This window comes from Candidatus Allofournierella excrementigallinarum (assembly GCF_944388085.1).
In the GTDB taxonomy this organism is placed as follows: Bacteria; Bacillota; Clostridia; order Oscillospirales; family Ruminococcaceae; genus Allofournierella_A; species Allofournierella_A excrementigallinarum.
In genome coordinates, this window is sequence record NZ_CALXHK010000024.1 from 1 (window position 1) to 25,169 (window position 25,169).

Annotated in this window: 21 protein-coding genes; 20 read left to right on the forward strand and 1 reads right to left on the reverse strand. The window is 67.9% G+C overall.

Translation table 11 applies throughout. The features are described 5' to 3' along the window. From ACH2AT_RS06050 to ACH2AT_RS06060, 3 genes are all read left to right on the forward strand, one after another. A partial coding sequence (locus tag ACH2AT_RS06050; RefSeq protein ID WP_394964340.1) for a 4-(cytidine 5'-diphospho)-2-C-methyl-D-erythritol kinase occupies positions 1-634 on the forward strand: 634 nt, incomplete at its 5' end. A gap of 63 nt (positions 635-697) precedes the next feature. After that, complete coding sequence (locus ACH2AT_RS06055) at positions 698-1,324, forward strand: stage II sporulation protein R (protein ID WP_394964342.1); 627 nt, start codon at positions 698-700, stop codon at positions 1,322-1,324. 58 nt (positions 1,325-1,382) lie between these two features. After that, positions 1,383-2,186: a peptidoglycan-binding protein gene (locus ACH2AT_RS06060; RefSeq protein WP_394964344.1), complete on the forward strand. Its 804-nt coding sequence runs from the start codon at positions 1,383-1,385 to the stop codon at positions 2,184-2,186. A gap of 119 nt (positions 2,187-2,305) precedes the next feature. Here the strand turns inward: ACH2AT_RS06060 and ACH2AT_RS06065 are convergent, their stop codons facing one another. Beyond that, entirely contained in the window at positions 2,306-2,875 is a 570-nt protein-coding gene (locus tag ACH2AT_RS06065; RefSeq protein ID WP_394964346.1) for an HDIG domain-containing metalloprotein, read from the reverse strand. Between the two features lie 158 nt (positions 2,876-3,033). On the opposite strand from ACH2AT_RS06065, the gene ACH2AT_RS06070 reads away from it, so the two are divergent. From ACH2AT_RS06070 to yqeK, 17 genes are all read left to right on the forward strand, one after another. Further along, positions 3,034-6,255 (forward strand): PD-(D/E)XK nuclease family protein, encoded by a 3,222-nt coding sequence (locus ACH2AT_RS06070; RefSeq protein WP_394964348.1) that lies wholly within the window; start codon positions 3,034-3,036, stop codon positions 6,253-6,255. Positions 6,256-6,270: 15 nt separating this feature from the next. After that, the gene (locus tag ACH2AT_RS06075; protein ID WP_394964350.1) at positions 6,271-9,744 is read left to right on the forward strand and encodes a UvrD-helicase domain-containing protein; all 3,474 of its coding nucleotides are present in this window, start codon (positions 6,271-6,273) and stop codon (positions 9,742-9,744) included. A gap of 201 nt (positions 9,745-9,945) precedes the next feature. Continuing rightward, positions 9,946-10,500 carry a translation initiation factor IF-3 gene (gene infC, locus ACH2AT_RS06080; RefSeq protein WP_394964351.1) on the forward strand — a complete coding sequence of 185 codons (555 nt, stop codon included), beginning with the start codon at positions 9,946-9,948 and terminating at the stop codon, positions 10,498-10,500. 25 nt (positions 10,501-10,525) lie between these two features. Continuing rightward, a complete protein-coding gene (gene rpmI / locus ACH2AT_RS06085) occupies positions 10,526-10,729 on the forward strand; it encodes a 50S ribosomal protein L35 (RefSeq protein WP_177521333.1) in 204 nt (67 codons plus the stop codon). Positions 10,730-10,789: 60 nt separating this feature from the next. Further along, complete coding sequence (rplT, locus tag ACH2AT_RS06090) at positions 10,790-11,143, forward strand: 50S ribosomal protein L20 (protein ID WP_394964353.1); 354 nt, start codon at positions 10,790-10,792, stop codon at positions 11,141-11,143. A gap of 114 nt (positions 11,144-11,257) precedes the next feature. Next, complete coding sequence (locus ACH2AT_RS06095; RefSeq protein WP_394964355.1) at positions 11,258-12,040, forward strand: TrmH family RNA methyltransferase; 783 nt, start codon at positions 11,258-11,260, stop codon at positions 12,038-12,040. Continuing rightward, complete coding sequence (gene dprA / locus ACH2AT_RS06100) at positions 12,037-13,122, forward strand: DNA-processing protein DprA (protein WP_394964357.1); 1,086 nt, start codon at positions 12,037-12,039, stop codon at positions 13,120-13,122. Before ACH2AT_RS06095 ends, dprA begins: the two co-directional genes overlap by 4 nt. 19 nt (positions 13,123-13,141) lie before the next feature. After that, entirely contained in the window at positions 13,142-15,217 is a 2,076-nt protein-coding gene (topA, locus tag ACH2AT_RS06105) for a type I DNA topoisomerase (protein WP_394964359.1), read from the forward strand. Then, positions 15,214-16,521: a methylenetetrahydrofolate--tRNA-(uracil(54)-C(5))-methyltransferase (FADH(2)-oxidizing) TrmFO gene (gene trmFO / locus ACH2AT_RS06110; protein ID WP_394964361.1), complete on the forward strand. Its 1,308-nt coding sequence runs from the start codon at positions 15,214-15,216 to the stop codon at positions 16,519-16,521. The genes topA and trmFO overlap by 4 nt, the downstream gene beginning before the upstream one ends. A gap of 33 nt (positions 16,522-16,554) precedes the next feature. Next, on the forward strand, positions 16,555-17,568 hold the full coding sequence (gene plsX, locus ACH2AT_RS06115; protein WP_394964362.1) for a phosphate acyltransferase PlsX: 1,014 nt from the start codon (positions 16,555-16,557) through the stop codon (positions 17,566-17,568). A gap of 22 nt (positions 17,569-17,590) precedes the next feature. Next, the gene (gene rnc, locus ACH2AT_RS06120) at positions 17,591-18,256 is read left to right on the forward strand and encodes a ribonuclease III (RefSeq protein ID WP_394964364.1); all 666 of its coding nucleotides are present in this window, start codon (positions 17,591-17,593) and stop codon (positions 18,254-18,256) included. A gap of 18 nt (positions 18,257-18,274) precedes the next feature. After that, on the forward strand, positions 18,275-21,835 hold the full coding sequence (gene smc / locus ACH2AT_RS06125) for a chromosome segregation protein SMC (protein WP_394964366.1): 3,561 nt from the start codon (positions 18,275-18,277) through the stop codon (positions 21,833-21,835). Between the two features lie 112 nt (positions 21,836-21,947). Continuing rightward, on the forward strand, positions 21,948-22,865 hold the full coding sequence (ftsY, locus tag ACH2AT_RS06130) for a signal recognition particle-docking protein FtsY (RefSeq protein WP_394964368.1): 918 nt from the start codon (positions 21,948-21,950) through the stop codon (positions 22,863-22,865). 16 nt (positions 22,866-22,881) lie between these two features. After that, on the forward strand, positions 22,882-23,613 hold the full coding sequence (rdgB, locus tag ACH2AT_RS06135; RefSeq protein ID WP_394964370.1) for an RdgB/HAM1 family non-canonical purine NTP pyrophosphatase: 732 nt from the start codon (positions 22,882-22,884) through the stop codon (positions 23,611-23,613). A 30-nt stretch (positions 23,614-23,643) separates the two neighbouring features. Beyond that, positions 23,644-23,940 (forward strand): YhbY family RNA-binding protein, encoded by a 297-nt coding sequence (locus ACH2AT_RS06140; protein ID WP_394964372.1) that lies wholly within the window; start codon positions 23,644-23,646, stop codon positions 23,938-23,940. A 29-nt stretch (positions 23,941-23,969) separates the two neighbouring features. Continuing rightward, positions 23,970-24,581 carry a nicotinate (nicotinamide) nucleotide adenylyltransferase gene (gene nadD, locus ACH2AT_RS06145; protein ID WP_394964374.1) on the forward strand — a complete coding sequence of 204 codons (612 nt, stop codon included), beginning with the start codon at positions 23,970-23,972 and terminating at the stop codon, positions 24,579-24,581. Then, positions 24,571-25,161, forward strand: a complete 591-nt coding sequence (gene yqeK, locus ACH2AT_RS06150) for a bis(5'-nucleosyl)-tetraphosphatase (symmetrical) YqeK (protein ID WP_394964376.1) — start codon at positions 24,571-24,573, stop codon at positions 25,159-25,161. Before nadD ends, yqeK begins: the two co-directional genes overlap by 11 nt. The last annotated feature ends 8 nt before the right edge of the window (positions 25,162-25,169 follow it).

Here is a 25,169-nt window from a genome sequence, read left to right on the forward strand (position 1 = left end):
GGAGATGGAGGTGCGCAAGGCCGCCCCGGTGCGGGCGGGCATGGCGGGCGGCAGCGCCGACGCCGCCGCCGTGCTGCTGGGGCTCGACGCCCCCTACGACGCGCGCCTCTCCATGAGCGAGCTGTGCGCCCTCGGGGCGGCCCTCGGGGCGGACGTTCCCTTCGCCCTGCTGGGCGGCACCTGCCGGGTGCAGGGCAAAGGCGACCTTCTGCGGCCGCTGCCCCCCTGCCCGGACTGCCGCTTTGTGGCGGTCATGCCCAGCGTGGGGGTGAGCACCCCCGCCGCCTTCGCCGCCTACGACCGGGTGGGAAGCACCATCCACCCGGACGGCGAGGCCGCCGAGGCCGCCGTGCGCGCGGGGGACCTGGCCGCCCTGTGCGCCGCCATGGGCAACGCCCTGGAGGAGTGCAGCGGCGCGAAGGAGACGCCCCATATCAAGGAGCTGCTGGTGCAAAACGGCGCGAAACAGGCGCTGATGACCGGCAGCGGCGCGGCGGTGTTCGGGGTGTTCGACGACCCCGAGCGGGCCGAGGCGGCCCGGGCCGCGCTGGCAAAGGAGTACCGCCAGGTGTATCTGGCCAGCCCCGACCGGGGCGGCGCGCGGGTGCTGCCACCGCCCAAGCGCCGGGGCTGAATAAACCGCAAAAAACACGCCTATACTTTTGGCAGATGTTACCAAAAGGAAGGACGTGTTTTTTTGTTCCCTCATCTTCATGCCCGCCTCAGCCGCCGGGCGGCGCTGGAATTCAGCGCGGGGCTGGGCCTTCTCCTGGCCGTGGCGCTTACCTGCTGGATGTCCAGCTTCTGCGCCCTGGCCGACGAGGTCCGGACGAACACCCTGCGCCTGCATGTGCAGGCAAATTCCGACTCCGAGGCCGACCAGGCCCTCAAGCTCACCGTGCGGGACGCGGTGCTGGAAGAGGCCGCCGCCCTCTTCGCCGGCGCAAAGGACGAGGCGGACGCCCGCCGCATCGCGGAAGAGTCGCTGCCCCGCTTGCAGGCCTGCGTGGAGCGCACCCTGAAAGAGAAGGGCAGCAGTCTTTCCGCCCGGGTCTACCTCACCGAGATGTATTTCGACACCACCTGTTATGAGGATTTCACCCTGCCCGCCGGGGTCTACGACGCGCTGCGGGTGGAGCTGGGGGCCCACGCGGGCAAAAACTGGTTCTGCGTGCTCTACCCCGGCCTGTGCCTGCCCGCCGCCGGCGAGGCGGCGGTGTATCCCACCGAGGCCCAGCAGAACCTGGTGGAATCGCCCAAGGTGGAGGTGCGCTTTGCCGCCCTGGAATGGCTGGAGCACCTCACCGGCGAAGCGGGGGGCTGAGCGCGGCGCACCCTTCCCGGCCCCCGGTCATACAATGGGGCAAGGAGGGATGCGAATCATGGCAACCATTGAACGGGCCGCCGCCACCGCGATGCCGCCCTATTTCGGAACAGTTTTGAGAAACGGCTCTTCCGGGCCGGACTCCGCCCAGGTGCAGACCTGGCTGAACGGGGCGCACAGCCGCTGGCCCCAGGTGCCGCCGGTGTCGGTGGACGGAAAATACGGCGGCGGCACAGCGAACGCGGTGAAGGCGTTCCAGACCGTGGCGGGCCTTTCCGCCGACGGCCAGGTGGGGCCCTCCACCTGGAACGCCCTCTACGGCGCCTTCGCGGACATCCGCGGCGCGGGGGAGGTCTTCTGCGGCGTCACCGCCCGCTCGGGCGATAGGGGCGCGGTGGTCAAGAGCATGCAGCAGAAGCTCATCCGCATCCGCCAGGTCTACACCGCCATCGCTTCCATCAGCGCGGACGGGGCCTTCGGCAGCGCCAGCGCGGCGGCGCTCAAGCAGTTCCAGCGGCAGTTCGCCCTGGGCATCGACGGCGCCTTCGGCCGCAACACCTTCGCCGCCCTGGCCAAGGTGTACAGCCAGGTGCTGGCGGGCGCGCCCACCCCGGTGCTGCCCCGCTACCCCGGCCTTCTGCGGCAGGGAAGCACCGGCGATTCGGTGCGCTGCGTCCAGAGCTACCTGTCCGCTTTGGGCGGCGTCGTGCCCAAGGTGACCATCGACGGCCGGTTCGGCAGCGCCACCGCCGCGTCGGTGCGCTCCTTCCAGCGGCTGGCCCGCCTTGCAGAGGACGGCAAGGTCGGCCCCGCCACCTGGAGCGCCCTGGTGATGGCCTTCAACGGCACCCTGCGCGCCTGAAAGGCGAAAACGGGCCCCGCCGGCCGCATGGCCGGCGGAGCCCGTTTTTTAAAAGCCTTGGCCGCAGAAGGCTTCGCCCCGCCTGCTCCTTTGCCGGCGGGGCGCCTTGCGGCTGCGATCTATTCCTTCGGGCCAAGGCCCAGCGCGTCCATCTCGGCGCGCATGCCCTCGATGCACAGGCCGATCACGTCGGCCAGGTCCATGCCCAGCAGGTCGCAGCCCTGCTGGATGACCGCCCGGTCGATCTTGGCGGCGAAGCGCTTGTCTTTGAACTTCTTCTTCACGCTGGAAACTTCCAGGTCAGACAGCCCGCCCGGGCGCATGCGGGCGGTGGCGCCCACCAGGCCGGTGAGCTCGTCCACGGTGAACAGGCTTTTTTCCATGTCGGTCTCGGGCTTCACGTCGGTGCACAGACCCCACCCGTGGGCCAGGATGGCGCGGATGGTCTCCTCGTCCACCCCGGCTGCCCGCAGGGGCTCGGCGGTGTGGTGCAGGTGCTCTTCGGGGAACTGCTCGTAGTCATAGTCGTGCAGGTAGCCCACCGCTTTCCAATACTCCTCGTCCGCGCCGAAGTGGCGGGCCATGGCGCCCATGGCGGCGCTCACGCCGATGGCGTGTTCCAAGAGATGGTCCTCGGTGGTGGTGGACGCCAGCAGCCGGCGGGCGGTCTCCATGGTAAGTCCGGGCATGATATTGACCTCTTTTCCGGTGGTTTTTCCCCATTATAACGCACCGGGCGGGGAATTGCCAGAGGCGGCGGGCAAAAAATCCCCGCCCGCCAAGTGGACAAACCGCCCCTTCCTGCGTATGATAGCTTTAGGAGATTTTTTCGCAGGGAGGGACGTTCATGCTGCAACTGGTTTTGGGGCCGTCGGGCAGCGGCAAGTCGAGTTATCTGCTGGGGCGGATCAGGGCGCGGGCCCAGGCCGGCCGGCGCAGCCTGCTGCTGGTGCCGGAGCAGTTCACCTCCAGCACCGAGAACCGCATCTATTCCCTCTTGGGGGACGAATACTCCGGCTGGGTGGAGAGCCACAGCTTCACCAGCCTTTCGGAAAAGCTGCTGAACACCTACGGCGGCGCGGCGGTGCGCACCCTCACCGACGCGGGCCGCGCGGTGCTGGTGCGCCGGGCGCTGGAGGCTATGGGCGACACCGTGCGCTATTACAGCCGCCACCGGCGCAGCACCGCCTTCTGCGAAAAGTGCGCCGAGACCCTGGACGAGCTGAAAAGCGCCGGCATCAGCGCCCCCCAGCTGGAGCAGCTGGCGGCGGGCGCGGGCGCTTCGGGTGAAAAACTGCGGGAGCTGGCGGGGGTCTACGCCGCCTACCAGGCCCTGCTTGAAGGCTCTGCCATGGACCCCACCGACCGGGTGGCCGCCGCCGCCGAGCGCATTGCGCCGGAATTTTTCGAGGGGGTGGAGGTGTTCATCGACGAGTTCGACACCTTCAACGCCCCCAAGCGCAAAATGCTGGAGGCCATGCTCCGATGCGCCCCGTCCATCACGGTGGCCCTGTGCGCCGACGGGCTGGAGGACCGGGAAGGGGGCCTGGGCCTGTTCAGCGGGGCAAAAAAGATGGCCGGCGCTTTGCGGGCCATGGCCCGCAAAAACGGCGCGGCGGTGGCTTCGCCGGTGATCCTGGCCGAGGACAAACGCCACAAAAACGCCCCGGACCTGGCGAGGCTGGCGGCGCTGCTGGCGGGGGACATGCCCGCGCCCGGCCCCGCCGGCCCCGGCCAGCTCACCCTGCTGCGGGCGGAGGACCGCCAGGCCGAGGCCAAGCTGGCCGCCGCCGCGGTGGCAAAGCTGGCCCGGGCGGGGGTGCCCTATGGAAAAATGGCGGTCATCTGCCGGGACGCCTCCCAGTACCTTTCCGCCGTGCGCTATGAGTTCCGGCTGGCGGGCGTGCCCCTTTTCTTCGACGAGCCCGCCAGCGCCGAACATGCCGCGCCCCTGCGGCTGGTGAAGGCGCTTTTGAGCATCGCGCGCCGGGGCGTTTCCACCGAGACGGTGCTGGCGGTGGCCAAGACCGGCCTGACGGGCCTCTCGGAGGCCGAGCTCTGCGCGCTGGAAAACTACGCTTATACCTGGCAGCTGTCCGCCGCCCAGTGGCAGCAGCCCTTCACCCTCTCGCCCGCGGGCTTCGGGGGCGAGATGCGCCCCGCCGACGCCGAGCAGCTGGCGCTGGCGGAGGCCGCCCGGGCAAAACTCGCCCCGGTGCTGGAAAACTTCGCGGCCTCGGCGCGCAAAAAGCCCGCCGCCGCGCTGTGCGAAACGCTGTTTCGCACCATGCTGGCCCTGGGCGCGGAGGACAAGCTCACCGCCTCTGCCGAGGCGCTGAAGCAGAAAGAGGGCATCCCCGCCGCCGAGGAGGCGGTGCGGGTGTGGGACCTGGCGGCGGACCTGCTGGACCAGATGGCCCTGCTGCTGGGGGACGAGACCCTGCCCGCCGCCGAGTACGGCGAACTGTTCGACCTGCTGGCCCGCACCACCGACCTGGGGCACATCCCCCAGAGCCTGGACGCGGTGATCTTCACCACCGCCGGGCGCATGCGGCTGGACGAGCCGGACTACTGCTTCGTGCTGGGCCTGGCGGAAGGGGAGTTCCCCGCCGCCCCCGGCGAACGGGGCCTTCTGACCCACGCCGAGCGGGACGCCCTCATCCGCCAGGGCGTGGAGATGCCCGACTGTTTTGAAAACCGCATGGTGCGCGAGCAGGTGTGCTTTTACAAAGCCCTCACCGCCGCCGCCAAAGGGGTGTGGATGAGCTGGGCCGCGGGCCCGGCCTCCCTGCCTATGACCAGCGCCCTGGCCGAGGCAAAGGCGCGCCTGGAACCCGCCGCCCCCGCGCTGGAAACGGCGGATCTGGCCGCCGCCCCCGCCGCCGCCCTGGACCTGCTGGGCGAAAGCTGGGATGTGCACAGCCCCGCCACCGCCGCCCTCTACGAGGCGGTGGAGGGCAGCGAAGAGGGCCGGGCCGCCCTGGCCCCGGTGCGCCGGGCTGCGCTGGCGGAGCCCTTCCAGGTGCGGGACACCGCCGCCATGCGCCGCCTGCTGGGCGCGAATATGCGCCTTTCCCCCAGCCGGATGGAGCGCTATTACTCCTGCCCCTTCGCCTATTTCCTGGAATACGTGCTGGGCGCGCGGCCCCGCAGGCAGGCGGCCCTCACCGCCGACCAGACCGGCACCCTGGTGCACTACATCCTGGAGCAGGCCCTGAAGCGGGCGGGGGAGGGCTTTGTGGACCTCTCGGAAGCGGAGCTGGCCGGCCTTGCCGCCGCCGTCACCCGGGAGTATGTGGCCGCCAACATGCCCGGCGCCGGGGCCCGCTTTGAATACCTCATCCGGCGGCTGCAAAAAAGCGCCGCGGCCCTGCTGGCCTTCATCCAGGCCGAGCAGCGCCAGGGGTCTTTCCGCCCGGTGGCCTTCGAGCTGGGCATCGGCGACGGGCCGGGCCAGGTGCCGCCGGTGGTGCTCACCACCAAGACCGGCGAGACGGTGCGCATGATCGGCAAGATCGACCGGGTGGACGCCTGCCGCGAGGGCGGCAGGACCTGGCTGCGGGTGGTGGACTACAAGACCGGCAGCAAGGAGTTCCTTTTGGAGGACGTGCGCCGGGGCCTCAATTGCCAGATGCTGGTGTATCTGTTCACGCTGGTGCGCAATTCCGGCGGCGCCTTCCAGGACCCCGCCCCGGCGGGGGTGCTCTACCTGATGGCCGACCCGGCCCCCGCCCGCGCCGACCGGAACACCGCCGCCGGGGGCCTCGACTACAAGGTGGAGGGCGTGGTGGTGAACGAGCCCGGGGTGCTCTCCGCCATGGACAGCGCTGCCACCGGCCTGTATGTGCCGGTGCGCTTTGACAAGGCGGGCAACCCCCGCCTGGGCGAGGCCCTCACCTCGGTGGAGGAGCTGGCGAAGCTGGAGGGCGAGCTGGACCGCCTGGTGGTGCAGATGGCCGAGGAGCTCTACGCCGGGCGCATCGCCGCCGAGCCGCTGGCCGCCGGGCGCAAAAAAGAGACCCACTGCCGCTTTTGCGATTACCGGAACGTCTGCCGCCGGCAGGAATGAAAGGGGGAAGGGCACATGCAGTTCACAAAGGACCAGCGGGCCGCCATCGACCATGAGGGCTCGGCCCTGCTGGTGAGCGCCGCCGCGGGCAGCGGCAAGACCGCCGTGCTGGTGGAGCGGGCCGCCCGCCTGCTGACCCGGGACAAGGACCCCGTGCCCGCCGACAGGCTGCTCATCGTCACCTTCACCCGGGCGGCGGCGGCAAGCCTGCGGGCAAAGCTGGCCGCCCGGCTGGCGGAGGAACAGCTCAAACACCCCGGCTCGGCCTGGCTGCGCCGCCAGCGCATGCTGCTGCAGCGGGCCAGCATCGGCACCATCGACTCCTTCTGCCTGCAGCTGGTGCAGACCCACTTCGGCAAACTGGATATCCCGCCGGATTTTTCCACCGCCGACGGGCCCCAGCTGGCCCGCCTGCGGGCCGAGGCGCTGGCCGCCGCGCTGGAAAACGCCTACGCCGACCCGGACTTCTGCGCCTTTGCCGACCTGTACGGCAAGGGCCGCAGCGACAAGCAGGCCGCCCGGGTGCTGGAACAGCTCTATGACTTTCTTTCCAGCATGCCCTTCCCGGACGCCAGCCTGGACAAGATGGCCGCCGACTGGGCGGCCGACCGCCCGCTGGACGCCACCGAGTGGGGCAAAGCCCTGCGGGCCGAGGGGGCGCGGGGGGCAAAGTGCGCCCTTTCGCTGGCGCAGGAAAACCTGGCCGAGGCCGAAGGGGACGGGGAGCTGGGCAACTACCTGCCCGCGCTGCAAAGCGACGTGGCCGCCGCCCGGGCGGTGGAGGCCGCCGTGGCGTCCGCCCCCTGGGACGGCATCCTCGACGCCTTCCGCACCCTCCGCTACCAGCCCCTCAAGGCGGCGCGGGGCTACAAGGGCTGCCATGCCGAGCGCATCAAGGCCCGGCGGGACGTGCTGAAAAAGATTTTTGCCCGCCTGCAGGACACGGTGTTCGTCTGCCCCGGGGCGGGGCTCGCCGCCGACCGGGCGGCCGCCGCGCCGCTGGTGGCCGCGCTGGCGAGGGCCGAGCGGGACTTCATCGCCCGCTTCTGGCAGGCAAAATGCGAGGAAAAGCTGCTGGAATTCAGCGACGTGGAGCACCTGGCCCTGCGCCTGCTGCAAACGCCCGAGGGCCGGCGCACCGAACTGGCGGACCAGCTGTGGCGGGAGTACGCCGCGGTGATGGTGGACGAATACCAGGACACCAACGCCCTGCAGGACGCCCTCTACGCCGCCCTGGCCGCCCCCGGCGGCGAGGACCTGTTCTTTGTGGGCGACCTCAAACAAAGCATCTACCGCTTCCGCCAGGCGGACCCGGAGGTGTTCCGGGAAAAGCTGGCCCGCTACGCCCCCCACGGCGGCGCCGGGCCCCAGAAGGTCTTTCTGGACGCCAACTTCCGCAGCGCGCCGGGGGTCATCGACGGGATCAACGCCATCTTCGAGGCGGTGATGAGCAGCGAGGTGGGCGGCGTGGACTACGGCCCCGGCGAAAAACTGGCGCCGGGCCTCGGCGGCCCTGCGGCCTACGGCGGCTACGCCGGCGGGTGCGAGGTGCACGTTGTGGAAGGGGACGGCGGCCCCGCCGCCGAGGCGGCCTTCATCGCCCGGCGCATCCGGGAGATGGCCGGCCCCGCCTCCAACTTCACCGTGCGGGACGGCCGGGGCGGTGAGCGGCCCGCCGCCTTTGAGGACTTCTGCATCCTCACCCGCAGCCGCTCCCACTTCGACGTTTACGCCGACGCGCTGGAAGCCGCGGGCATCCCTGTCTATGTGGACCGGGCCGAAAACCTGCTGGACGCGCCGGAGGTGCGGGCGCTGGCCAGCCTTGTCCGCGTGCTGGATAACCCTGCCCAGGACGTGCATCTGGCGGCGGTGATGCTGGGCCTTGGCGGCTTTGAGCCGGACGACCTGGTGCGCCTGCGCACTTCGCAGCCCGCCGGCAGCTTCTACGGCGCGGTGAGCGCCGCCGCCGGGGGCAAAGCCGCCGCCTTCATGGACTGGCTGCGCGCTTTGCAGCGTCTGGCCCAGACCCTGCCGGTGGACCGGCTGATGGAGGAGATCTTCCTGCGCACCGGCTGCCTTGCCGCCGCCGGCGCCATGGAGGAAGGCCGGTCGAGGCGGCAGAACCTTCGGCGCTTCGCCGCCTTTGCCGCGGACTGCGGCAAAAACGGCCTTGCGGGCGTGGTGCGCGCCATGGACGCGGCCCTGGCGGAGGGCGGCGTGCCCGGCCCCGAGCAGGGCCAGAGCCGCCCGGGGTGCGTGTCCATCATGACGGTGCACCGCTCCAAGGGGCTGGAATTCCCGGTGGTCATCGCCGCCGGGCTGGACCGGCCCTTCAACCGGGAGGACCTCATCGCCCCGGTGGTGCTGCATCCCCGGCTGGGGCTGGGGCTCACCCTGCGGGCGGGAACGGGCGGCGCCTACACCACCGCCCCCCTGCGGGCGGCGCAGGCCGCCCAGACGGCGGACGCCGTCAGCGAGGAGATGCGGGTGTTCTATGTGGCCGCCACCCGCGCCAAGGACAGGCTGCTGCTCACCATGAGCCTGAAAAACCCCCTGGGCACGCTGGAGCGGCTGGCGGCCCAGCTCACCGCCGCGGGCCGGTGCCAGCCCTATCTTTTGCAGCACTGCGCCAGCCGGGCGGACTGGGTGCTGCTGGCCCTGCTGACCCACCCGTCCGCCGGATGCCTGCGGGGGCTGGTGAACGCGCCGGTGCCGGTGCGCCCCCGCCCCCTGGCCGGCGCCCTCACCGTCGCCTTCCAGCAGCCGGAGGACGCCCAGCCCGCCCCCGCCGCTGCCGCGGGCCTGCCCGCCGCCGCCCCGGACGCCGGCCTTGCCGCCGCGCTGGCCCAGCGCCTTGCCTGGCGCAGCGGGCGTGCGGCGCTGCAAACGGTGCCCGCCAAGGTCAGCGTCACGGCGCTGGCCCGCACCGGCGAGGAACTCATCCCCGCCCGGCCGGCCTTCATGTACAAAGAGGGGCTCACCGGCGCCGAGCAGGGCAGCGCCCTGCACGCCTTTTTGCAGCACGCGGACCTGGCCGCCGCGGCCAAAGACTCCGAGGCGGAGGGCCGCCGCCAGCTGGAGGCAAAGCTGCTCACCGCCGAGCAGCACCACAGCCTGCCCTGGAAGGCCCTGCACGCCTTTTTTGAAAGCGACGCCTTTGCCCGCATGCAGGCCGCCGAAAGGGTCCTGCGGGAGTACGCCTTCATCACCTCCATCCCCGCCGAACAGCTCTCGCCCGAAGCGGCGGGCGCCGGCGCGCGGGTGCTGGTGCAGGGCGTGGCGGACGTGGTGCTGGAATTTGGCGATCGGCTGGAAATTCTGGACTACAAAACCGACCGGGGCAAAAGCGGGGAAGAACTTGTCAGGGCCTACGCCGCCCAGCTGCGGATGTACGCGGCGGCGGCGGCGCGGCGGCTGGCAAAGCCGGTCAAAAAGCTCACGCTTTACAGTTTTGCCCTGGGGCGGGAGATCGACGTGCCTCTGGAATGATTTTTTCAAAAACCGCTTGACAGCGCCCTTTCGGCGTGGTAAGCTATTCGGGTAAAGAAAGCAGCTGACGGTTTGCCGCCGCGCTCACCTTGGGGCCCCACGGGCCCGGGTCAAGATGTTCTGCCGCGCTCTGGGCGCGGTGTGTCTTGTGTGTTCGCGCGGCTGCCGGAGATCGGCAGCCGCGTTCATTTTTCCGGGCAAATGATATGGGGGTGTATCCAAATCGCTACCAACGGCAAAAAAGAGATCGAGATCAACGAGGCCATTCGTGACAGGGAAGTCCGCCTGATCGGCGCGGACGGCAGCCAGCTGGGCGTCATGTCCGGCCGGGAAGCGCTGCGCCTGGCGCAGGAGCAGGACCTGGATCTGGTGAAGATCGCGCCCCAGGCGCAGCCGCCTGTGTGCAAGATCCTGGACTACGGCAAATACCGCTTCGAGCAGCAAAAGCGCGAAAAGGAAGCCAAGAAGAACCAGAAGGTCATTGAGATCAAGGAGATCCGCCTTTCCCTGAACATCGACACCAACGACTTCAACACCAAGGTCAACCAGGCCGAGAAATTCCTGAAGGCGGGCCACAAGATCAAGGTCTCCATCCGGTTCCGCGGCCGCGAGATGGCCCACACCAACCTGGGCCTCGAGGTGGAAAAGCGCTTTGCCGACGCGCTGCCCGGCGCGCAGGTCGACAAGGCTCCCAAACTGGAGGGGCGCAGCATGCAGATGTTCATGAGCCCCAAGCCCGGCGCCCAGCAGAAGTAACACAAAATCTTAGGAGGAACGAACAATGCCTAAAATCAAAACCCATTCCGGTGCGAAGAAGCGCTTCAAGCTCACCAAGACCGGCAAAGTGAAACGCGGCCATGCTTACCGCAGCCACCTGCTCAACGGCCACGGCAAGACCACCAAGATCAAGCGCGGCTACCGCAAGAACGCCTACGCCGACAAGACCAATGCAGCCGCTGTCAAGGCCATGCTGCCCTACGCCTGAGGTCTTTAAAAGGCAAGGACTCTGAAATTCGACAAGTGACTGTGTAAAGGAGATAGAACAATGGCTCGTATCAAAGGCGCGATGATGACCCGCAAACGCAGAAAGAAGACCCTCAAGCTGGCCAAGGGCTTTTATGGCAGCAAATCCAAGCATTTCAAGATGGCCAAGCAGCAGGTCATGAAGAGCGGCAACTACGCCTTCGTCGGCCGCAAGCTGAAGAAGCGCCAGTTCCGCAACCTGTGGATCACCCGCATCAACAACGCCGTTCGTCCTCTGGGCATGAACTACTCCAGCTTCATGAACGGCCTGAAGAAGGCCGGCATCGAGCTGAACCGCAAGATGCTCAGCGAGATGGCCATCCACGACGCCGCCGGCTTCGCCGCCCTGGTGGAGGCCGCCAAGAAGGCGCTGTAAAATAAAAAAATGAGCAACGCCCGCGCGCACGCACGGGCGTCGCTTTGTATTGACAGCAAAAGGCCCCGCGCCGGGGCATGCCTTCGGCGCGGCGCTTTTCTTGTGAGGTGCGAAGTGCCCGACCGCATTACCAGCCGTGAAAACGACAAAATAAAATATGCCTGCAAACTGGCCCGCTCGGCGGCCTTCCGCGGGGGCGAAAACGCCTTCTTCGCGGAGGGCCTGAAGCTCTGCACCGACCTGGCCGCCGCCTGCCCCATAAAGGTAATATATTATACCGCCGCCGCCCTCCAAAAGACCCCCGCGCTGGAAAACCTCGGCCGGGAGAATTATCTGGTGGAGGAGCACGTGGCCGAAAAAATGGCGGAAGGCGCCTCCCACCAGGGGGTGTTCGGCGTCTTTGAGCGCCCCGCCGCCCGCTTTGAGGACCTGCCCGTGCCCGGCCGCCTGCTGGCCCTGGAGCGGGTGCAGGACCCCGGCAACGTGGGGGCGCTATTGCGCAGCGCCGCCGCCTTCGGCTTCGAGGGCGTGCTGCTCTCGCCCGGCTGCGCCGACCCCTTCGGCCCCAAGGCCCTGCGGGCTTCCATGGGGGCCGCGGCGCGCCTCAAGGTGGTGCACACGCCCCATCTGCCCGACGCGCTGGCCGCCTTGCGGCAAAAGGGCGTGACGGCGCTGGCCGCCGCCCTCTACAACAGCCGCCCGCTGGATGAGGTGCCCGCCGAATTTCCCGGCGGGGTGTGCCTCGTCATCGGCAGCGAGGGCCAGGGCCTGTCCGGCGCGGCCGTCGCCGCCTGCTCGGCGGCGGTGCGCATCCCCATCACCGGCAAGGTGGAAAGCCTCAACGCCGGCGTGGCGGGCAGCGTTCTGCTGTGGCACTTCCGGGGGGCGGGCCAATGACCGAGGCTTGTTACTGGCTGTGGCTTTCCTTTGTGCTGGGGCCCGGCGCGCCCCACTGCCGCCGCCTGCTGGAAGTTTACGGCAGCGCCCGGGAGGTATCCGAAGCGGTGGGCAAAGAGGACCTCTCCGGTCTGCTCACCCCCGGCCAGTGCAGCCGCCTTTCCACCGACCCCGCCGTCTTTGCGCCCATGGAGGCGCGCTGCGCCCGCATGGGCGCCCAGGTGCTCACCCTGGCCGACGATGACTACCCGTCCCGCCTGAGGGACATTGAGGACGCGCCCCCGGCGCTTTTCGCCACCGGCAACCTTTCGGCGCTGAACGCCGGGCACACCGTGGGCATGATCGGCTCCCGCCGGCCCAGCGCCTACGGGGTGGAGGCCGCCGCCGGCATCGGCAAAGAGCTGGCCGAAGCGGGCGTGTGCCTTGTGAGCGGCCTTGCCGACGGGCTGGACAGCGAGGCCCACAAAGCCGCCGTGGCTGCCGGCGCGCCCACCATCGGGGTGCTGGGCACGGCCATCGACCAGACCTACCCCGCCTCCAACCGCCGCCTGCGGGCCGAGATGGAACAGACGGGTGCGGTCGTCAGCGAGTTTTTTCCGGGCGAAACGGCCCGGCGCAGCAACTTCCTTTTGCGCAACCGCCTCATCGCCGCGTTGAGCGACGCGCTGTGTGTGGTGGAAGCGCGGGAAAAAAGCGGCACTATGAACACCGTGCGCCACGCCGAACGTTACGGACGGGCGGTGTGGGCGGTGCCGGGGGGCATCTTCAGCGAGGTGTGCGCCGGCACCAACCGCCTTTTGGCGGAAGGCCGGGCCCGCATGGCCACCGGCGGCGGCGCGCTGCTGGAGGCCCTGGGCCTCGAAGGGCAAAGGGCAAAGCCCGCCGCCCCCGCGCCAAAGGCCCCGCCCCTCTCGCCGGGGGCGAAGGCCATGCTGGGGCGCCTTTCCCAGACGCCCCGCCCGCTGGAGGCGCTGGCCGCCGAAGCGGGCCTGGACGCGGGCAGCGCCCTGGCCGCCCTGCTGGAACTGGAGGTGGCGGGCAAGGCCCAGGGCTGCGCCGGCGGGCTGTTCCGCCGCAAATGAAACCGTTAAGGAGAAGCAAATGTCGAAACTGGTCATTGTGGAGTCGCCTGCCAAGGCGAAAACCATTGGGAAATATCTGGGCGACGGCTATGAAGTCACCGCCAGCATGGGCCACATCCGCGATCTGCCCGCCAGCCAGCTGGGCATCGACGTGGACCACGGCTATGCGCCGCAATACATCAACATCAAGGGCAAGGAAAAGCTCATCAAGGAGCTGAAGGCCGAGGCCAAAAAGGCCGACGAAGTCTTCCTCGCCACCGACCCGGACCGGGAGGGCGAAGCCATCAGCTGGCATCTGGCCTATCTGCTGGGCCTGCCGGTGGACGCGCCCAACCGGGTCACCTTCGGCGAGATCACCAAAAAGGGCGTGTCCGAGGGCATGGCCCACCCCCGCGCCATCGACATGGACCTGTTCAACGCCCAGCAGGCCCGCCGGGTGCTGGACCGGCTGGTGGGCTACAAGCTCAGCCCCTTTTTGTGGCGCAAGGTGCGCCGGGGCCTCTCCGCCGGGCGGGTGCAGAGCGTGGCCGTGCGCCTGATCGTGGACCGGGAGAAGGAGATCGAGGCCTTCCAGCCCCAGGAATACTGGAACATCGATGCCACCCTCGCCGCCGGGCACAAGAAGTTCACCGCCCGGCTCTGGGGCACCGCCGCCGGCAAAAAGCTGGAGATCCCCACCGGCGACAAGGCCGCCGAGGTGGTGGCGGCGCTGGAGGGCAAGGACTACACGGTGACCAGGCTCACCCGGGGCAGCCGCAAAAAGGCCCCCGCGCCCCCCTTCATCACCTCCACTTTGCAGCAGGAGGCCAGCCGCCGGCTGGGCTTCACCGCCACCCGCACCATGCGCGCCGCCCAGACCCTCTACGAAGGCGTGGACATCGCCGGCCGGGGCACGTTGGGCCTCATCACCTACATGCGCACCGACAGCCTGCGCATCTCCGACGAGGCGGTGGCCGGCGCGCGGGAGTTCATCGGCGGGCAGTACGGCGAGAAATATGTCTACACCGGCAAGCGCACCTACAAGAGCCGCAGCGCCACCGCCGCCCAGGACGCCCACGAGGCCATCCGGCCCAGCGTGCCCTCCCTGACCCCCGACGAGGCGGAAAAGAGCATCTCCGGCGACATCGCCAAGCTTTACCGCCTCATCTGGAGCCGGTTCATCGCCAGCCAGATGAGCGACTGCGAGCAGGACACCGTCTCCGCCCAGATCACCGCCGGCGGCTATCAGTTCCGGGCGGCGGGCTTCGTGGTCACCTTCGACGGCTTCACCGCCCTCTATGAGGAGGCCACCGACGAAAAGGAGAAGAAGGAGACCGCCCTGCCTCCGCTGGAGGAGGGCCAGACCCTGAAGCTCTGCCAGCTTTCCCCCGAGCAGAAGTTCACCCAGCCCCCCGCCCGCTACACCGAGGCCACCCTCATCCGCGCGCTGGAAGAAAACGGCATCGGCCGCCCCTCCACCTACGCCCCCATCATCACCACCATCGTGGACAGGGGCTATGTGGAGCGGGAGCAGAAAAAGCTCAAGCCCACCGTGCTGGGCCGCACCATCAACGAGCTGATGCTGGCCGAATTCTCCAATATCGTGGACGTGGCTTTCTCCGCCGACATGGAGAAGAACCTGGACAAGGTGGAAAGCGGCAAGGCCGACTGGCACGACATCATCGACGCCTTCTACAAGCCCTTCGCCGCCAGCCTTGAAAAGGCAGAGAAGGACATGGAGGGCAAGAAGATCAAGGTGCCCGACGAGGAGACCGACGAGATCTGCGAAAAGTGCGGCCGCAAGATGGTCATCAAGACCGGCCGCTACGGCAAGTTTTTGGCCTGCCCGGGCTTCCCCGAGTGCACCAACACCCGGCGCCTGGTGAAGGACACCGGCGGCCGCTGCCCCAGGTGCGGCGGGCGGATGCTGCTGCGCCGCAGCGCCAAGGGCCGGGTCTACTACGGGTGCGAAAATTACCCGAACTGTGATTTCATGACCTGGGACGAGCCGGTGCCCCAGACCTGCGAAAAGTGCGGCGCCACCCTGTTCAAAAAAGGCAGCCGCCTTTACTGCGCGAAAGAGGGCTGCGGGTTCGAGACCCAGGTGGCCAAATGAGCAGGGTCAGGGTGCTGGGCGCGGGCCTCGCCGGGTGCGAGGCCGCCCTGTGGCTGGCGGAAAAGGGGGTGGAGGTGGAGCTCTTCGAGCAAAAGCCCGCCCGCAAAAGCCCCGCCCACAAAAGCGGAAACTTTGCCGAGCTGGTCTGCTCCAACAGCCTCAAGGCCGACCGGCCGGACTCCGCCTCCGGCCTTTTGAAGGCCGAGATGGACCTTTTGGGCAGCCACCTTTTGCCGGTGGCCCGCAAGGTGCGGGTGGCGGCGGGCGGGGCCCTGGCCGTGGACCGGGACGCCTTCAGCGCCGGGGTGACGCAGCTGGTGGAAAGCCAGCCGAACATCACCGTGGTGCGCAAAGAAGCCGCCGAGCTGGACGAAAGCCTTCCCACCCTGGTGGCCACCGGCCCCCTCACCGACGGGGCGCTGGCCGAAGCCATCGCCGGCATCACCGGGGGCGACGAGCTGGCCTTCTACGACGCGGCGGCCCCCATCGTCACCGCCGAAAGCCTGGATATGAGCCGCATCTTCGCCGCCAGCCGCTACGGCCGGGGCGAGGCGGACTACCTCAACTGCCCTTTTAACAAAGAGGAGTACGAAGCCTTCCACGCCGCGCTGGCCGGCGCCGAGCGGGCCGGGCTGCACGAGTTCGACGGCAGCCTCACCGTCTACGAGGGCTGCATGCCCATCGAGGTGATGGCGGGGCGCGGGGCGGACACCATGCGCTTCGGGCCGCTGCGCCCGGTGGGCCTGGTGGACCCCGCCACCGGCCACCGCCCCTGGGCCAACGTCCAGCTGCGGCGGGAGAACGAGGCGGGGACCCTCTATAACATCGTGGGCTTTCAGACCAACCTCAAATTCGGCGAGCAAAAGCGGGTGTTCTCCATGATCCCCGGCCTTGCGAACGCCGAATTCGCCCGCTACGGGGTGATGCACCGCAACACCTTTTTGAACAGCCCCCGGCTGCTCACCGAAGGCCTGCGGCTCAGGGGCCGCGAAAACCTGTGGTTTGCCGGCCAGATCACCGGCTTCGAGGGCTACATGGAGTCTGCCGCCTGCGGCCTGCTGGCCGCCCGCAGCCTCTGGGCCGCGCTGAACGGGCGCAGCTACGAAGCGCCCCCGGCGGACACCATGCTGGGCCAGCTCACCCGCTACATCACCAGCGAAAACAAAAACTTCCAGCCCATGGGCGCAAACATGGGCCTGCTGCCCCCGCTGGCCGAGCCCATCCGCGACAAGCGCCTGCGCTACGCCGCCATCTCCGAGCGGGCCCAGGCCGCCATGGCCCTCTGGGCGAAGGAAACGGAATAACACAAACCAAATGAAAGAAAGGGTGTAACTGCCATGAAGATCATTCTGGACGCCATGGGCGGCGACAACGCCCCCGCCGAGATCCTGAAGGGCGCTGCCGCGGCCACCGCCGCCTGGCCCGATGTGGAAATCCTGGCCGTGGGCGACGCGGAAAAAATTGCCGCCTGCGTGAAAGAAAACGCCATCGAGATGAAGAACATCGAGATCGTGAACGCCACCGAGGTCATCGAGATGTGCGACGAGCCCGCCAGGGCCGTGCGCTCCAAGAAGGATTCCAGCATGGTGGTGGGCCTGCGGATGCTGGCCGAGGGCAGGGGCGACGTCTTTGTGTCCGCCGGCTCCACCGGCGCTTTGCACGTGGGCGCAAGCCTCATCGTGCGCACGGTGAAGGGGGTCAAGCGCCCGGCGCTGGCCACCGTCATCCCCGGCAAAACGCCCTTTCTTCTGCTGGACTGCGGCGCCAATGTGGAATGCCGCGCCTCCATGCTGGAGGCCTTCGGCGTGATGGGCAGCGTCTACATGAACAAGGTCATGGGCCTGGAACAGCCCCGGGTGGCGCTGGTGAACAACGGCGCCGAGGAGTCCAAGGGCACCCCCGTCTATGTGGAGGCCCATCAGCTGCTGAAACACAACAAAGCCATCCATTTTGTGGGCAACATCGAGCCCCGGGACATCCCCGCCGGCGCCACGGACGTGGTGGTGGCCGACGGCTTCACCGGCAACGTGGTCTTAAAGCTCACCGAGGGCCTTGCCAAGTACTTCGGCTCCAAACTGAAGGAAATGTTCAAAAAGAGCCTGGGCACAAAACTTGGCTACCTGCTGCTCAAGGGCGGCGTGGCCGACTTCAAAAAAGGCATGGACGCCGACGAGTACGGCGGCGCGCCCCTGCTGGGCACCCGCCGCCCGGTCATCAAGGCCCACGGCTCCTCCAATGCCCGGGCCATAAAGAACGCCATCCGCCAGGCCAAAGCCTGCGTGGAGAACGACCTGTGCGGCGTGATGGCCGAAAGCCTCGCCAACCTGGCCGATACCGAAGCCGGCAACTGACCCATACAGGAGGCGCTTTTCCATGCATCAACTGGAGACCGTCATCGGTTACAACTTCAAAAACCCCTCCCTTCTGGAGACCGCCCTCACCCACACCAGCTTCGCCAACGAGGCCAGGGGCCGCGTAAAGCACAACGAGCGGCTGGAATTCTTAGGCGACAGCGTGCTTTCCATCGTGGTGGCGGATTACCTGTTCCACCACTGGACCGACCGCCCGGAGGGGGAACTGACCAAAGCCCGGGCCGGCCTCGTGTGCGAGAGCGCCCTGTTCCAGTTCGCCCAGGAGATCGACCTTGGCCGCTATCTGCGCCTGGGCCGGGGCGAGGAGCGGGGCGGCGGACGCACGCGGCCCAGCGTCGTGTCCGACGCCTTCGAGGCCCTCATCGCCGCCTTGTATCTCGACGGCGGCATGGAGGCGGCCCGCGCCTTCATCCTGCCCTTTATCACCGAGGGCAGGACCGCCGGGGCCGACTACAAGACCCAGCTGCAGGAGGTCATCCAGCAGAACCCCGAAGAGCGCCTGCGCTACGAACTGGAAGGCCAGAGCGGACCCGACCATGACAAACACTTCAAAATGGCGGTGTACCTCAACTCCAACCTCATCGGCCGGGGCGAGGGCCACAGCAAAAAGGCCGCCGAACAGGCGGCCGCCCGGCAGGCCCTTGAGCTGATGGGCCTGGTGAAATAACGCTTTGGGAGCAACGCAATGGTACTGAAAGAACTGGAGATACAGGGGTTCAAGAGCTTCCCCGACCGCACCCGCGTCAAGTTCGACCAGGGCATCACCGCTGTGGTGGGGCCCAACGGGTCGGGCAAGAGCAACATCTCCGACGCCATCCGCTGGGTGCTGGGCGAGACCAGCTCCAAGCAGCTGCGGGGCGCGGGCAAGATGGAGGACGTCATCTTCGGCGGCACCCAGCAGCGCAGCGCCATGGGCTACGCCATGGTCAACCTCACGCTGGACAACGCCGACCGCCGGCTGGAAGTGGACGCCGACGAGGTGGTCATTGGCCGCAAATACTACCGCTCGGGCGAGAGCGAATACTCCATCAACGGCCAGAACGTGCGCTTAAAGGATGTGTACGAGCTGTTTCTCGACACGGGCCTTGGCCGCGACGGCTACTCCATCATCGGCCAGGGCCGCATCGCCGAGATCGTGGGCGCGAAAAGCGCCGAGCGCCGGGAAATTTTTGAGGAAGCCAGCGGCATCGCCAAATACCGCTACCGCAAAAACGAGGCCGAGCGCCGGCTGGCGGGGGCCGAGGACAACCTTTCCCGCCTGCGGGACATCCTGGGCGAGCTGGAAAGCCGGGTGGGCCCCCTGGAAAAGGAGAGCAAAAAAGCCGCCCGGTTTTTGGAGTTGAGCGAAAAGCGCAAGGAGCTGGAGGTCACCCTCTGGGTGGACGGCGTGCGCCGCGCCAAGGAGACGGTGCGCACCCAGCAGCGCCAGTACGAGACCGCCCAGGCGGACTACGACGCTTTGTGCGCCGAAATTGAGGCCATCGACGCCGAGACCGAACAGGTTCAGGCGGAGATGCAGCGGCTGATGGTGGAGGTGGAGCGGTGCAACGCCGCCATCCGTGCCATCACCGAGGAGCAGGCGGGCAGCGACAGCCGCCTGGCCGTTCTGCAAAACGACATCGACCACAACAACGCCTCCATCGCCTCTTTTAAAGAGGAAATCGAGGCCGCGGGCGCGGGCAAGGAAGGCATCGCCGCCGAAGCCGCCGCCCACCGGAAGGCCATCGAGGAACTGGAAGCCAAAATGGCCGAACTGGAGGCCGAGGCCGCCCGGCGGGAGGAACAATTGCAGGCCATCCAGGCGGAAAACGCCGCCACCGGCGAGCGCCGGGGCGCGGTGACCGGCCTGCTGGCCCAGCTCACCGCCCGCCAGACCGACGCCAGGGTGCGGGCCGCCTCCTGCGCCTCCAGCGCGGCGGCCGCCGCCGAGCGTTTGAACGCTATCGCCGCTGAAAAAGAGAAAAACGCCGAGGCGCTGAAGGCCTTGAAAGCCGAGCAGGCGGACACCGCGGCCTACCTTGCCGCGGTGAACGACACCCTGGCCCGGCTGGAAAACGTGCAGAAGGGCCTTTCGATGAAGCTGGCCAGCCGCCAGAAACAGCTGGACGAGGCGGACGCCGCCGAGCAGCAAATTACCCGCCAGCGGGAGGCCGCCACCCAGCGCCTGCAGGTGCTGGGCGATCTGGAGCGCAACATGGACGGCTACCAGCAGAGCGTCAAGGCTGTGATGCGCGCCGCCGCCAGCCGCCGCCTGCGGGGCATTCTGGGCACCGTGAGCGGCCTGCTCACCGTGCAGCCCGGCTACGAACTGGCCATCGAAACGGCCCTCGGCTTTGCCTTGCAGAACATCGTGGTGGACGGCGAAGGGGCCGCCAAGGCCGCCATCGCCTTTTTGCGGGACGAAAAGGCGGGCCGCGCCACCTTCCTTCCGCTGGACACCGTCAAGGGCGCCCGGATGGACTCCTCCCGCCTTTCCGGCTCTGCCCGGGTGGCGGCGGACCTGGTAAAGTGCGACGCGAAATACGACCAGATCGTGGCGAATCTCTTGGGCCGCATCATCGTGGTGGACGAGATCAACGAGGCCTCCCGTGTGGCCCGCAGCCTGGACTGGCGCAACCGTGTGGTCACGGTGGACGGCCAGGTCATCAACGCCGGCGGTTCCTTCACCGGCGGCTCCACCAGCCGGTCGGCGGGCCTGTTCAGCCGCCGCCAGGAGATGGAAGAGTTGAAAAAGAAGGTGGCCCAGCTGGAACAAAAGCAGGCCGCCGCCGCCGAGGCCACCGACAAGTGGAAGGCGGAGGTGGACGCGCTGAACGCCCAGCTCACCGCCGCCGCCAGCGAGGCCATCACCGCCGGGGGCGATAAAATCCGCGCCGAGGCCGAGGCCCGCCGCATCGAGGCGGCCCTCAGCCAGGCCGAAGCCGCCGCCGAACTTTCCGCCGCCGAGGCCGGCAGCCTCGCCGCCCAGAAAGCGAAGGACGAGGCAGAAGGGCAGGCCGCCGCCGCCCGGCAGCAAAAGCTGGCCGGCGAGATCGCGGCTCTTGAAAAAGAACTGGCGGAACTTGCCGGCAGCGACGACAGCTTTCTCGCCACCCGCGCCCGCCTTTCCGACGAGCTTAGCGCCGTGCGGATGCAGCGGCTGGAGGCCGGCAAGGACAAGGACCTCCACGCCGCCGCGCTGGAGACCCTGGCCAGCCGCTCGGGCGAAAGCGAGGAACGGGACAAGGCCCTCAAGGCGGGCATCGCCCGTCTCGAGGCGCTGAACGCCGGGAACGAGGAAAAGATGGCCGCGGTGCGCCTGCAGAAAGAGGAGGCCGCCGGCCGCATTGCCGAACAGGAGGCGAAGATCGCCGCCGCCAGCGCCCGCCGCATGGAAAAGGAGGGCGAGGCGGCCCGGAAGGCCCAGAAGGTGCGCGCCATCACCGACCAGCGGGAAAAGATGAGCCAGGAGATGGCCCGCCTTGCCGAGCGCAAGGCCGCCGCCGAGGTGGAGTACGACCAGACCATCGCGAAACTCTGGGAGGAATACCAGCTCACCATGACCGACGCGCAAAGCATCTGCGTGGAGTTCGACTCGGCCGCCGAGCTGCGCCGCCAGGTGAGCGAGGTGCGGGGCAAGATACGCGCTCTCGGCAACGTGAACGTGTCCGCCATCGAGGAATACAAAGAGGTCAGCGCCCGCTACGAGACCCTGCGCGCCCAGGTGCGGGACGTGGAAAAGAGCAAGGCCGAGCTGACACGGATGATCAACGAGCTTTCCGGCGAGATGAAGGCCATCTTCACCGAGAGTTTTGGCCAGATCAACGGCCACTTCGGGCGCATCTTCAACGCCCTCTTCGGCGGCGGGTCGGCCAGCCTGTCCCTGGCCGACCCGGAGAACGTGCTGGAAAGCGGCATCGACATCCAGGTGGCCCCGCCGGGCAAGGTCATCAAGAACCTGTCCGCCCTGTCGGGCGGCGAGCAGGCGCTGGTGGCCATCAGCATCTACTTCGCCATCCTGGCGGTGAACCCCGCCCCCTTCTGCATCCTGGACGAGATCGAAGCCGCCCTGGACGACGTGAACGTGGTGCGCTACGCCCAGTACCTCCAGCGCATCTGCGATGCCACCCAGTTCATCGTCATCACCCACCGCCGGGGCACCATGGAGGCCGCGGACGTGCTCTACGGCGTCACCATGCAGGAGGACGGCGTGTCGAAACTTTTGCGCCTTGACCTGGACGAGGTGGACGCTTCGCTGGTGTCCTGAGGAAAAGGTGTGAAAACCGGCGGATTTTGCAACATTCGCCGCTTTTCGGCCGTATATACTTACAGTACGCCCCGCCCCCGGCGGGAACACATCGGAACGAAGGGAACACACCATGGGATTTTTCAGCCGCAAAGAGAAACTGGACGAGGGCCTTGCCAAGACCCGCAAGGGCTTTTTTGCCGGCATTCTGGACATGATGAACGCCGGCAGCATCGATGATTCCTTCTACGATGACCTGGAGGACCAGCTCATCCTGGCGGACGCGGGCGCCGACGAGGCGGACCGTCTGGTCACCGCTTTGCGCCAGCGGGTGCGCAGCGAGCACATCAAGACCGCCGCCGACGCGATGGCTGCCCTCAAGGCCATCATCGTGGAGGAACTGAAAGCCGACAATGAGATGGACCTCTCCGGCCATCCGGCGGTCATCATGGTCATCGGCGTCAACGGCGTGGGCAAGACCACCAGCATCGCAAAGCTGGCCCGGCTTTACAAGGGCCAGGGCAAGAGCGTGCTGCTGGCCGCGGGCGACACCTTCCGCGCCGCCGCCGCCGAGCAGCTTGCCATCTGGGCCGGCCGGGTGGGCGTGCCGGTGGTGCGCCACGGCGAAGGGGCCGACCCCGCCGCCGTGGTGTTCGACGCGGTGCAGTCCGCCGCCGCCAAAGGGGTGGACATCGTCATCTGCGACACCGCGGGCCGCCTGCACACCAAGCACAACCTGATGGCGGAGCTGGCCAAGATCCGCCGCAGCGTGGAGAAGGCCTGCCCCTCCGCCAGCGTGGAGACCCTCCTGGTGCTGGACGCCATCACCGGCCAGAACGCCATCAGCCAGGCCGCCCAGTTCATCGAGGCCGCCGGAGCCAGCGGCATCATCCTCACAAAGCTCGACGGCACCGCCAAGGGCGGCTCGGTCATCAGCGTCAAGCAGAAGCTGGGCCTGCCGGTGCGCTTTGTGGGCGTGGGCGAAGGCATGGACGACCTGATGGAATTTTCCGCCGAGGATTTCACCGACGCTCTCTTCGCGGAGCACTGAAAAAAGGAGAAACAACATGCTTATCTGCGCCGCCACCGGCAACGCCGGCAAACTCAAGGAGATCCGCCGCATCCTGGAGGCCCAGGGCCACACGGTCAAAAGCCAGAAGGAGCTGGGCATCACGCTGGAGCCGGAGGAGACCGGCGCCACCTTTGCCGAAAACGCCCGCATCAAGGCCCGGGCCATCTGCGAGGCCGCCGGCCTGCCCACCCTGGCCGATGACTCCGGCCTTGCGGTGGACGCGCTGGGCGGCGCGCCGGGGGTCTATTCCGCCCGCTACTGCGGCCGCCACGGCGACGACGAGGCCAACAACGACAAGCTGCTGGCCGCCCTTTCCGGCGTGGAGGAGGGCCGCCGCACGGCAAAGTTCGTCAGCGCGGTGTGCTTTTATCTGCCCGGCGGCCGCCAGCTGACGGTGCTGGGCGAGTGCCCGGGCCGGGTGGGCTTCGAGCGGGCCGGGTCGAACGGCTTCGGCTACGACCCGCTGTTCATCCCCGACGAGGTGGGCCTTGCGGGGGGCGGCAAGGCCCCCAACGCCAGGGGCCGCAGCTACGCCCAGCTGGAAGACTGGGAGAAGGACGCCATCAGCCACCGGGGTGTGGCCATGGCCGAACTGGACAGGGAACTGCCCGCCTTCCTGGCGGCGGGTGAGGGCGCGGGCGCGCCCATCACCGCCATCGAGGGGTCCTTGGGCTTTGAACAGGACTATAAGCGGGACGGCGACCGCCTCACCCGCACGCTGCGCTGAAAACAAAAACACAACGGAGGAAATTTTTCTATGCTCACAAGCAAACAGCGCGCCGCGCTGCGCAAAGCCGCCAACGGCCTGGACCCGGTGTTCCAGGTGGGCAAGGGCGAGATCGACGAGGCCCTCGTCAAGTCCGCCGCCGACTGCCTGGCCGCCCGGGAACTCATCAAGATGAAGGTGCTGGAGACCAGCATCTATTCCGCCCGCGAGGCCGCCGAACTGCTGGCCGAAAAGACCGGCGCCGAGGTGGTGCAGGTCATCGGCTCCAGGTTCGTGCTCTTTCTCAAAAAGAAGAAGGAGAGCCGCTTCGACGACCTTTTGAAATGACCCCCGCATACCCGAAAGGAGCACCTGCCATGGAAGGGGAAAAGCGCGCCGCGGCCCAGCGGGTGCTGCTGTTCGGCGGCACCTTCGACCCGCCCCACAACGGCCATATGCACTTTCTCAAAAGCGCCATCGAGGCGGCAAAGCCCGCGCGGGTGGTGGTGATGCCCGCCTGCATCCCGCCCCACAAGGCGGCCAGCGCCACCCCGGCGGCGCTGCGCCTTGCCATGTGCGGGTGCTTTCAGCCCCTGTTCCCGGCGCTGGAAGTCAGCGACTGGGAGATACGCCAGGGCGGCAAGAGCTACACCATCGACACGGTGAAGATGCTGGAGCAAACATACCCCGGCGCAGCGGTGTACCTGTGCGTGGGCAGCGACATGCTCGCCACCTTCACCGAATGGCGGGATTGGCAGGACCTTTTGCGCCGCACGGTGCTGGTGGCCCAGAGCAGGGAAGAAGGGGACATGCCGGCCTTGCGCGCCGCCGCCCGTGCCCTGGAGGCCGAGGGCGGCAAAGTGATCTTTACCGGCGCCCCCGCCCTGCCCCTGGCCTCCACCGACCTGCGGGCCCACCGGCGGGACCTTTCCTCGGTGCCCAGGGCGGCCCGGCGGGTGATCGAAGAAAACCATCTCTATGAAAGGTGACAAGAATATGACCTGCGGCGAAGCCGAAAAAATGGTGAAGAAGGCGCTTTCCCCAAAGCGCTTCACCCACACCGTCAACGTAAGGGACAAGGCGGTGGAACTGGCGGCCCTCTACGGCGAAAGCACGGAAAAGGCAGCCCTGGCCGCCCTCTTGCACGACGCGGCCAAGGAGCTGCCGAAAGAGGAATTATTGCAGATTTTACGGGAAAATGCTATAATAGCAGGCGGCGCTGAAAACAGCCCGCCCCCGGTGTGGCACGGCGTGGCCGCGGCCATCCTGGCCCAGACCCGCTGGGGTGTGGAGGACAGGGAAGTGCTGAACGCCATCCGGTATCACACCACCGGACGGCCCGGCATGACCAAACTGGACAAGATCATCTTTTTAAGCGACATGATCAGCGCCGAGCGAAGCTACCCCGAAGTGGAGGAGCTGCGCCGGCTTTCCCTGCAGGACCTGGACACGGCGGTGGCCACGGCCCTGCGCTACAATGTGGAGTGGATGGAAGCTTGCGGCAAAACCATCGACCCGATCACAAGGCGGGCGCTGGACGATATGGAGCGTATCGTCAGCACCCGGTAAAACGGAGG

Bases quoted from the DNA above. Each gene is read 5' to 3' on its own strand.
- ACH2AT_RS06060 (WP_394964344.1), top strand. From the start codon at position 1,383: ATGGCAACCATTGAACGGGCCGCCGCCACCGCGATGCCGCCCTATTTC.
- ACH2AT_RS06065 (WP_394964346.1), bottom strand. From the start codon at position 2,875: ATGCCCGGACTTACCATGGAGACCGCCCGCCGGCTGCTGGCGTCCACC.
- ACH2AT_RS06070 (WP_394964348.1), top strand. From the start codon at position 3,034: ATGCTGCAACTGGTTTTGGGGCCGTCGGGCAGCGGCAAGTCGAGTTAT.
- ACH2AT_RS06075 (WP_394964350.1), top strand. From the start codon at position 6,271: ATGCAGTTCACAAAGGACCAGCGGGCCGCCATCGACCATGAGGGCTCG.
- infC (WP_394964351.1), top strand. From the start codon at position 9,946: ATGATATGGGGGTGTATCCAAATCGCTACCAACGGCAAAAAAGAGATC.
- rpmI (WP_177521333.1), top strand. From the start codon at position 10,526: ATGCCTAAAATCAAAACCCATTCCGGTGCGAAGAAGCGCTTCAAGCTC.
- rplT (WP_394964353.1), top strand. From the start codon at position 10,790: ATGGCTCGTATCAAAGGCGCGATGATGACCCGCAAACGCAGAAAGAAG.
- dprA (WP_394964357.1), top strand. From the start codon at position 12,037: ATGACCGAGGCTTGTTACTGGCTGTGGCTTTCCTTTGTGCTGGGGCCC.
- topA (WP_394964359.1), top strand. From the start codon at position 13,142: ATGTCGAAACTGGTCATTGTGGAGTCGCCTGCCAAGGCGAAAACCATT.
- trmFO (WP_394964361.1), top strand. From the start codon at position 15,214: ATGAGCAGGGTCAGGGTGCTGGGCGCGGGCCTCGCCGGGTGCGAGGCC.
- plsX (WP_394964362.1), top strand. From the start codon at position 16,555: ATGAAGATCATTCTGGACGCCATGGGCGGCGACAACGCCCCCGCCGAG.
- rnc (WP_394964364.1), top strand. From the start codon at position 17,591: ATGCATCAACTGGAGACCGTCATCGGTTACAACTTCAAAAACCCCTCC.
- smc (WP_394964366.1), top strand. From the start codon at position 18,275: ATGGTACTGAAAGAACTGGAGATACAGGGGTTCAAGAGCTTCCCCGAC.
- ftsY (WP_394964368.1), top strand. From the start codon at position 21,948: ATGGGATTTTTCAGCCGCAAAGAGAAACTGGACGAGGGCCTTGCCAAG.
- rdgB (WP_394964370.1), top strand. From the start codon at position 22,882: ATGCTTATCTGCGCCGCCACCGGCAACGCCGGCAAACTCAAGGAGATC.
- ACH2AT_RS06140 (WP_394964372.1), top strand. From the start codon at position 23,644: ATGCTCACAAGCAAACAGCGCGCCGCGCTGCGCAAAGCCGCCAACGGC.
- nadD (WP_394964374.1), top strand. From the start codon at position 23,970: ATGGAAGGGGAAAAGCGCGCCGCGGCCCAGCGGGTGCTGCTGTTCGGC.
- yqeK (WP_394964376.1), top strand. From the start codon at position 24,571: ATGAAAGGTGACAAGAATATGACCTGCGGCGAAGCCGAAAAAATGGTG.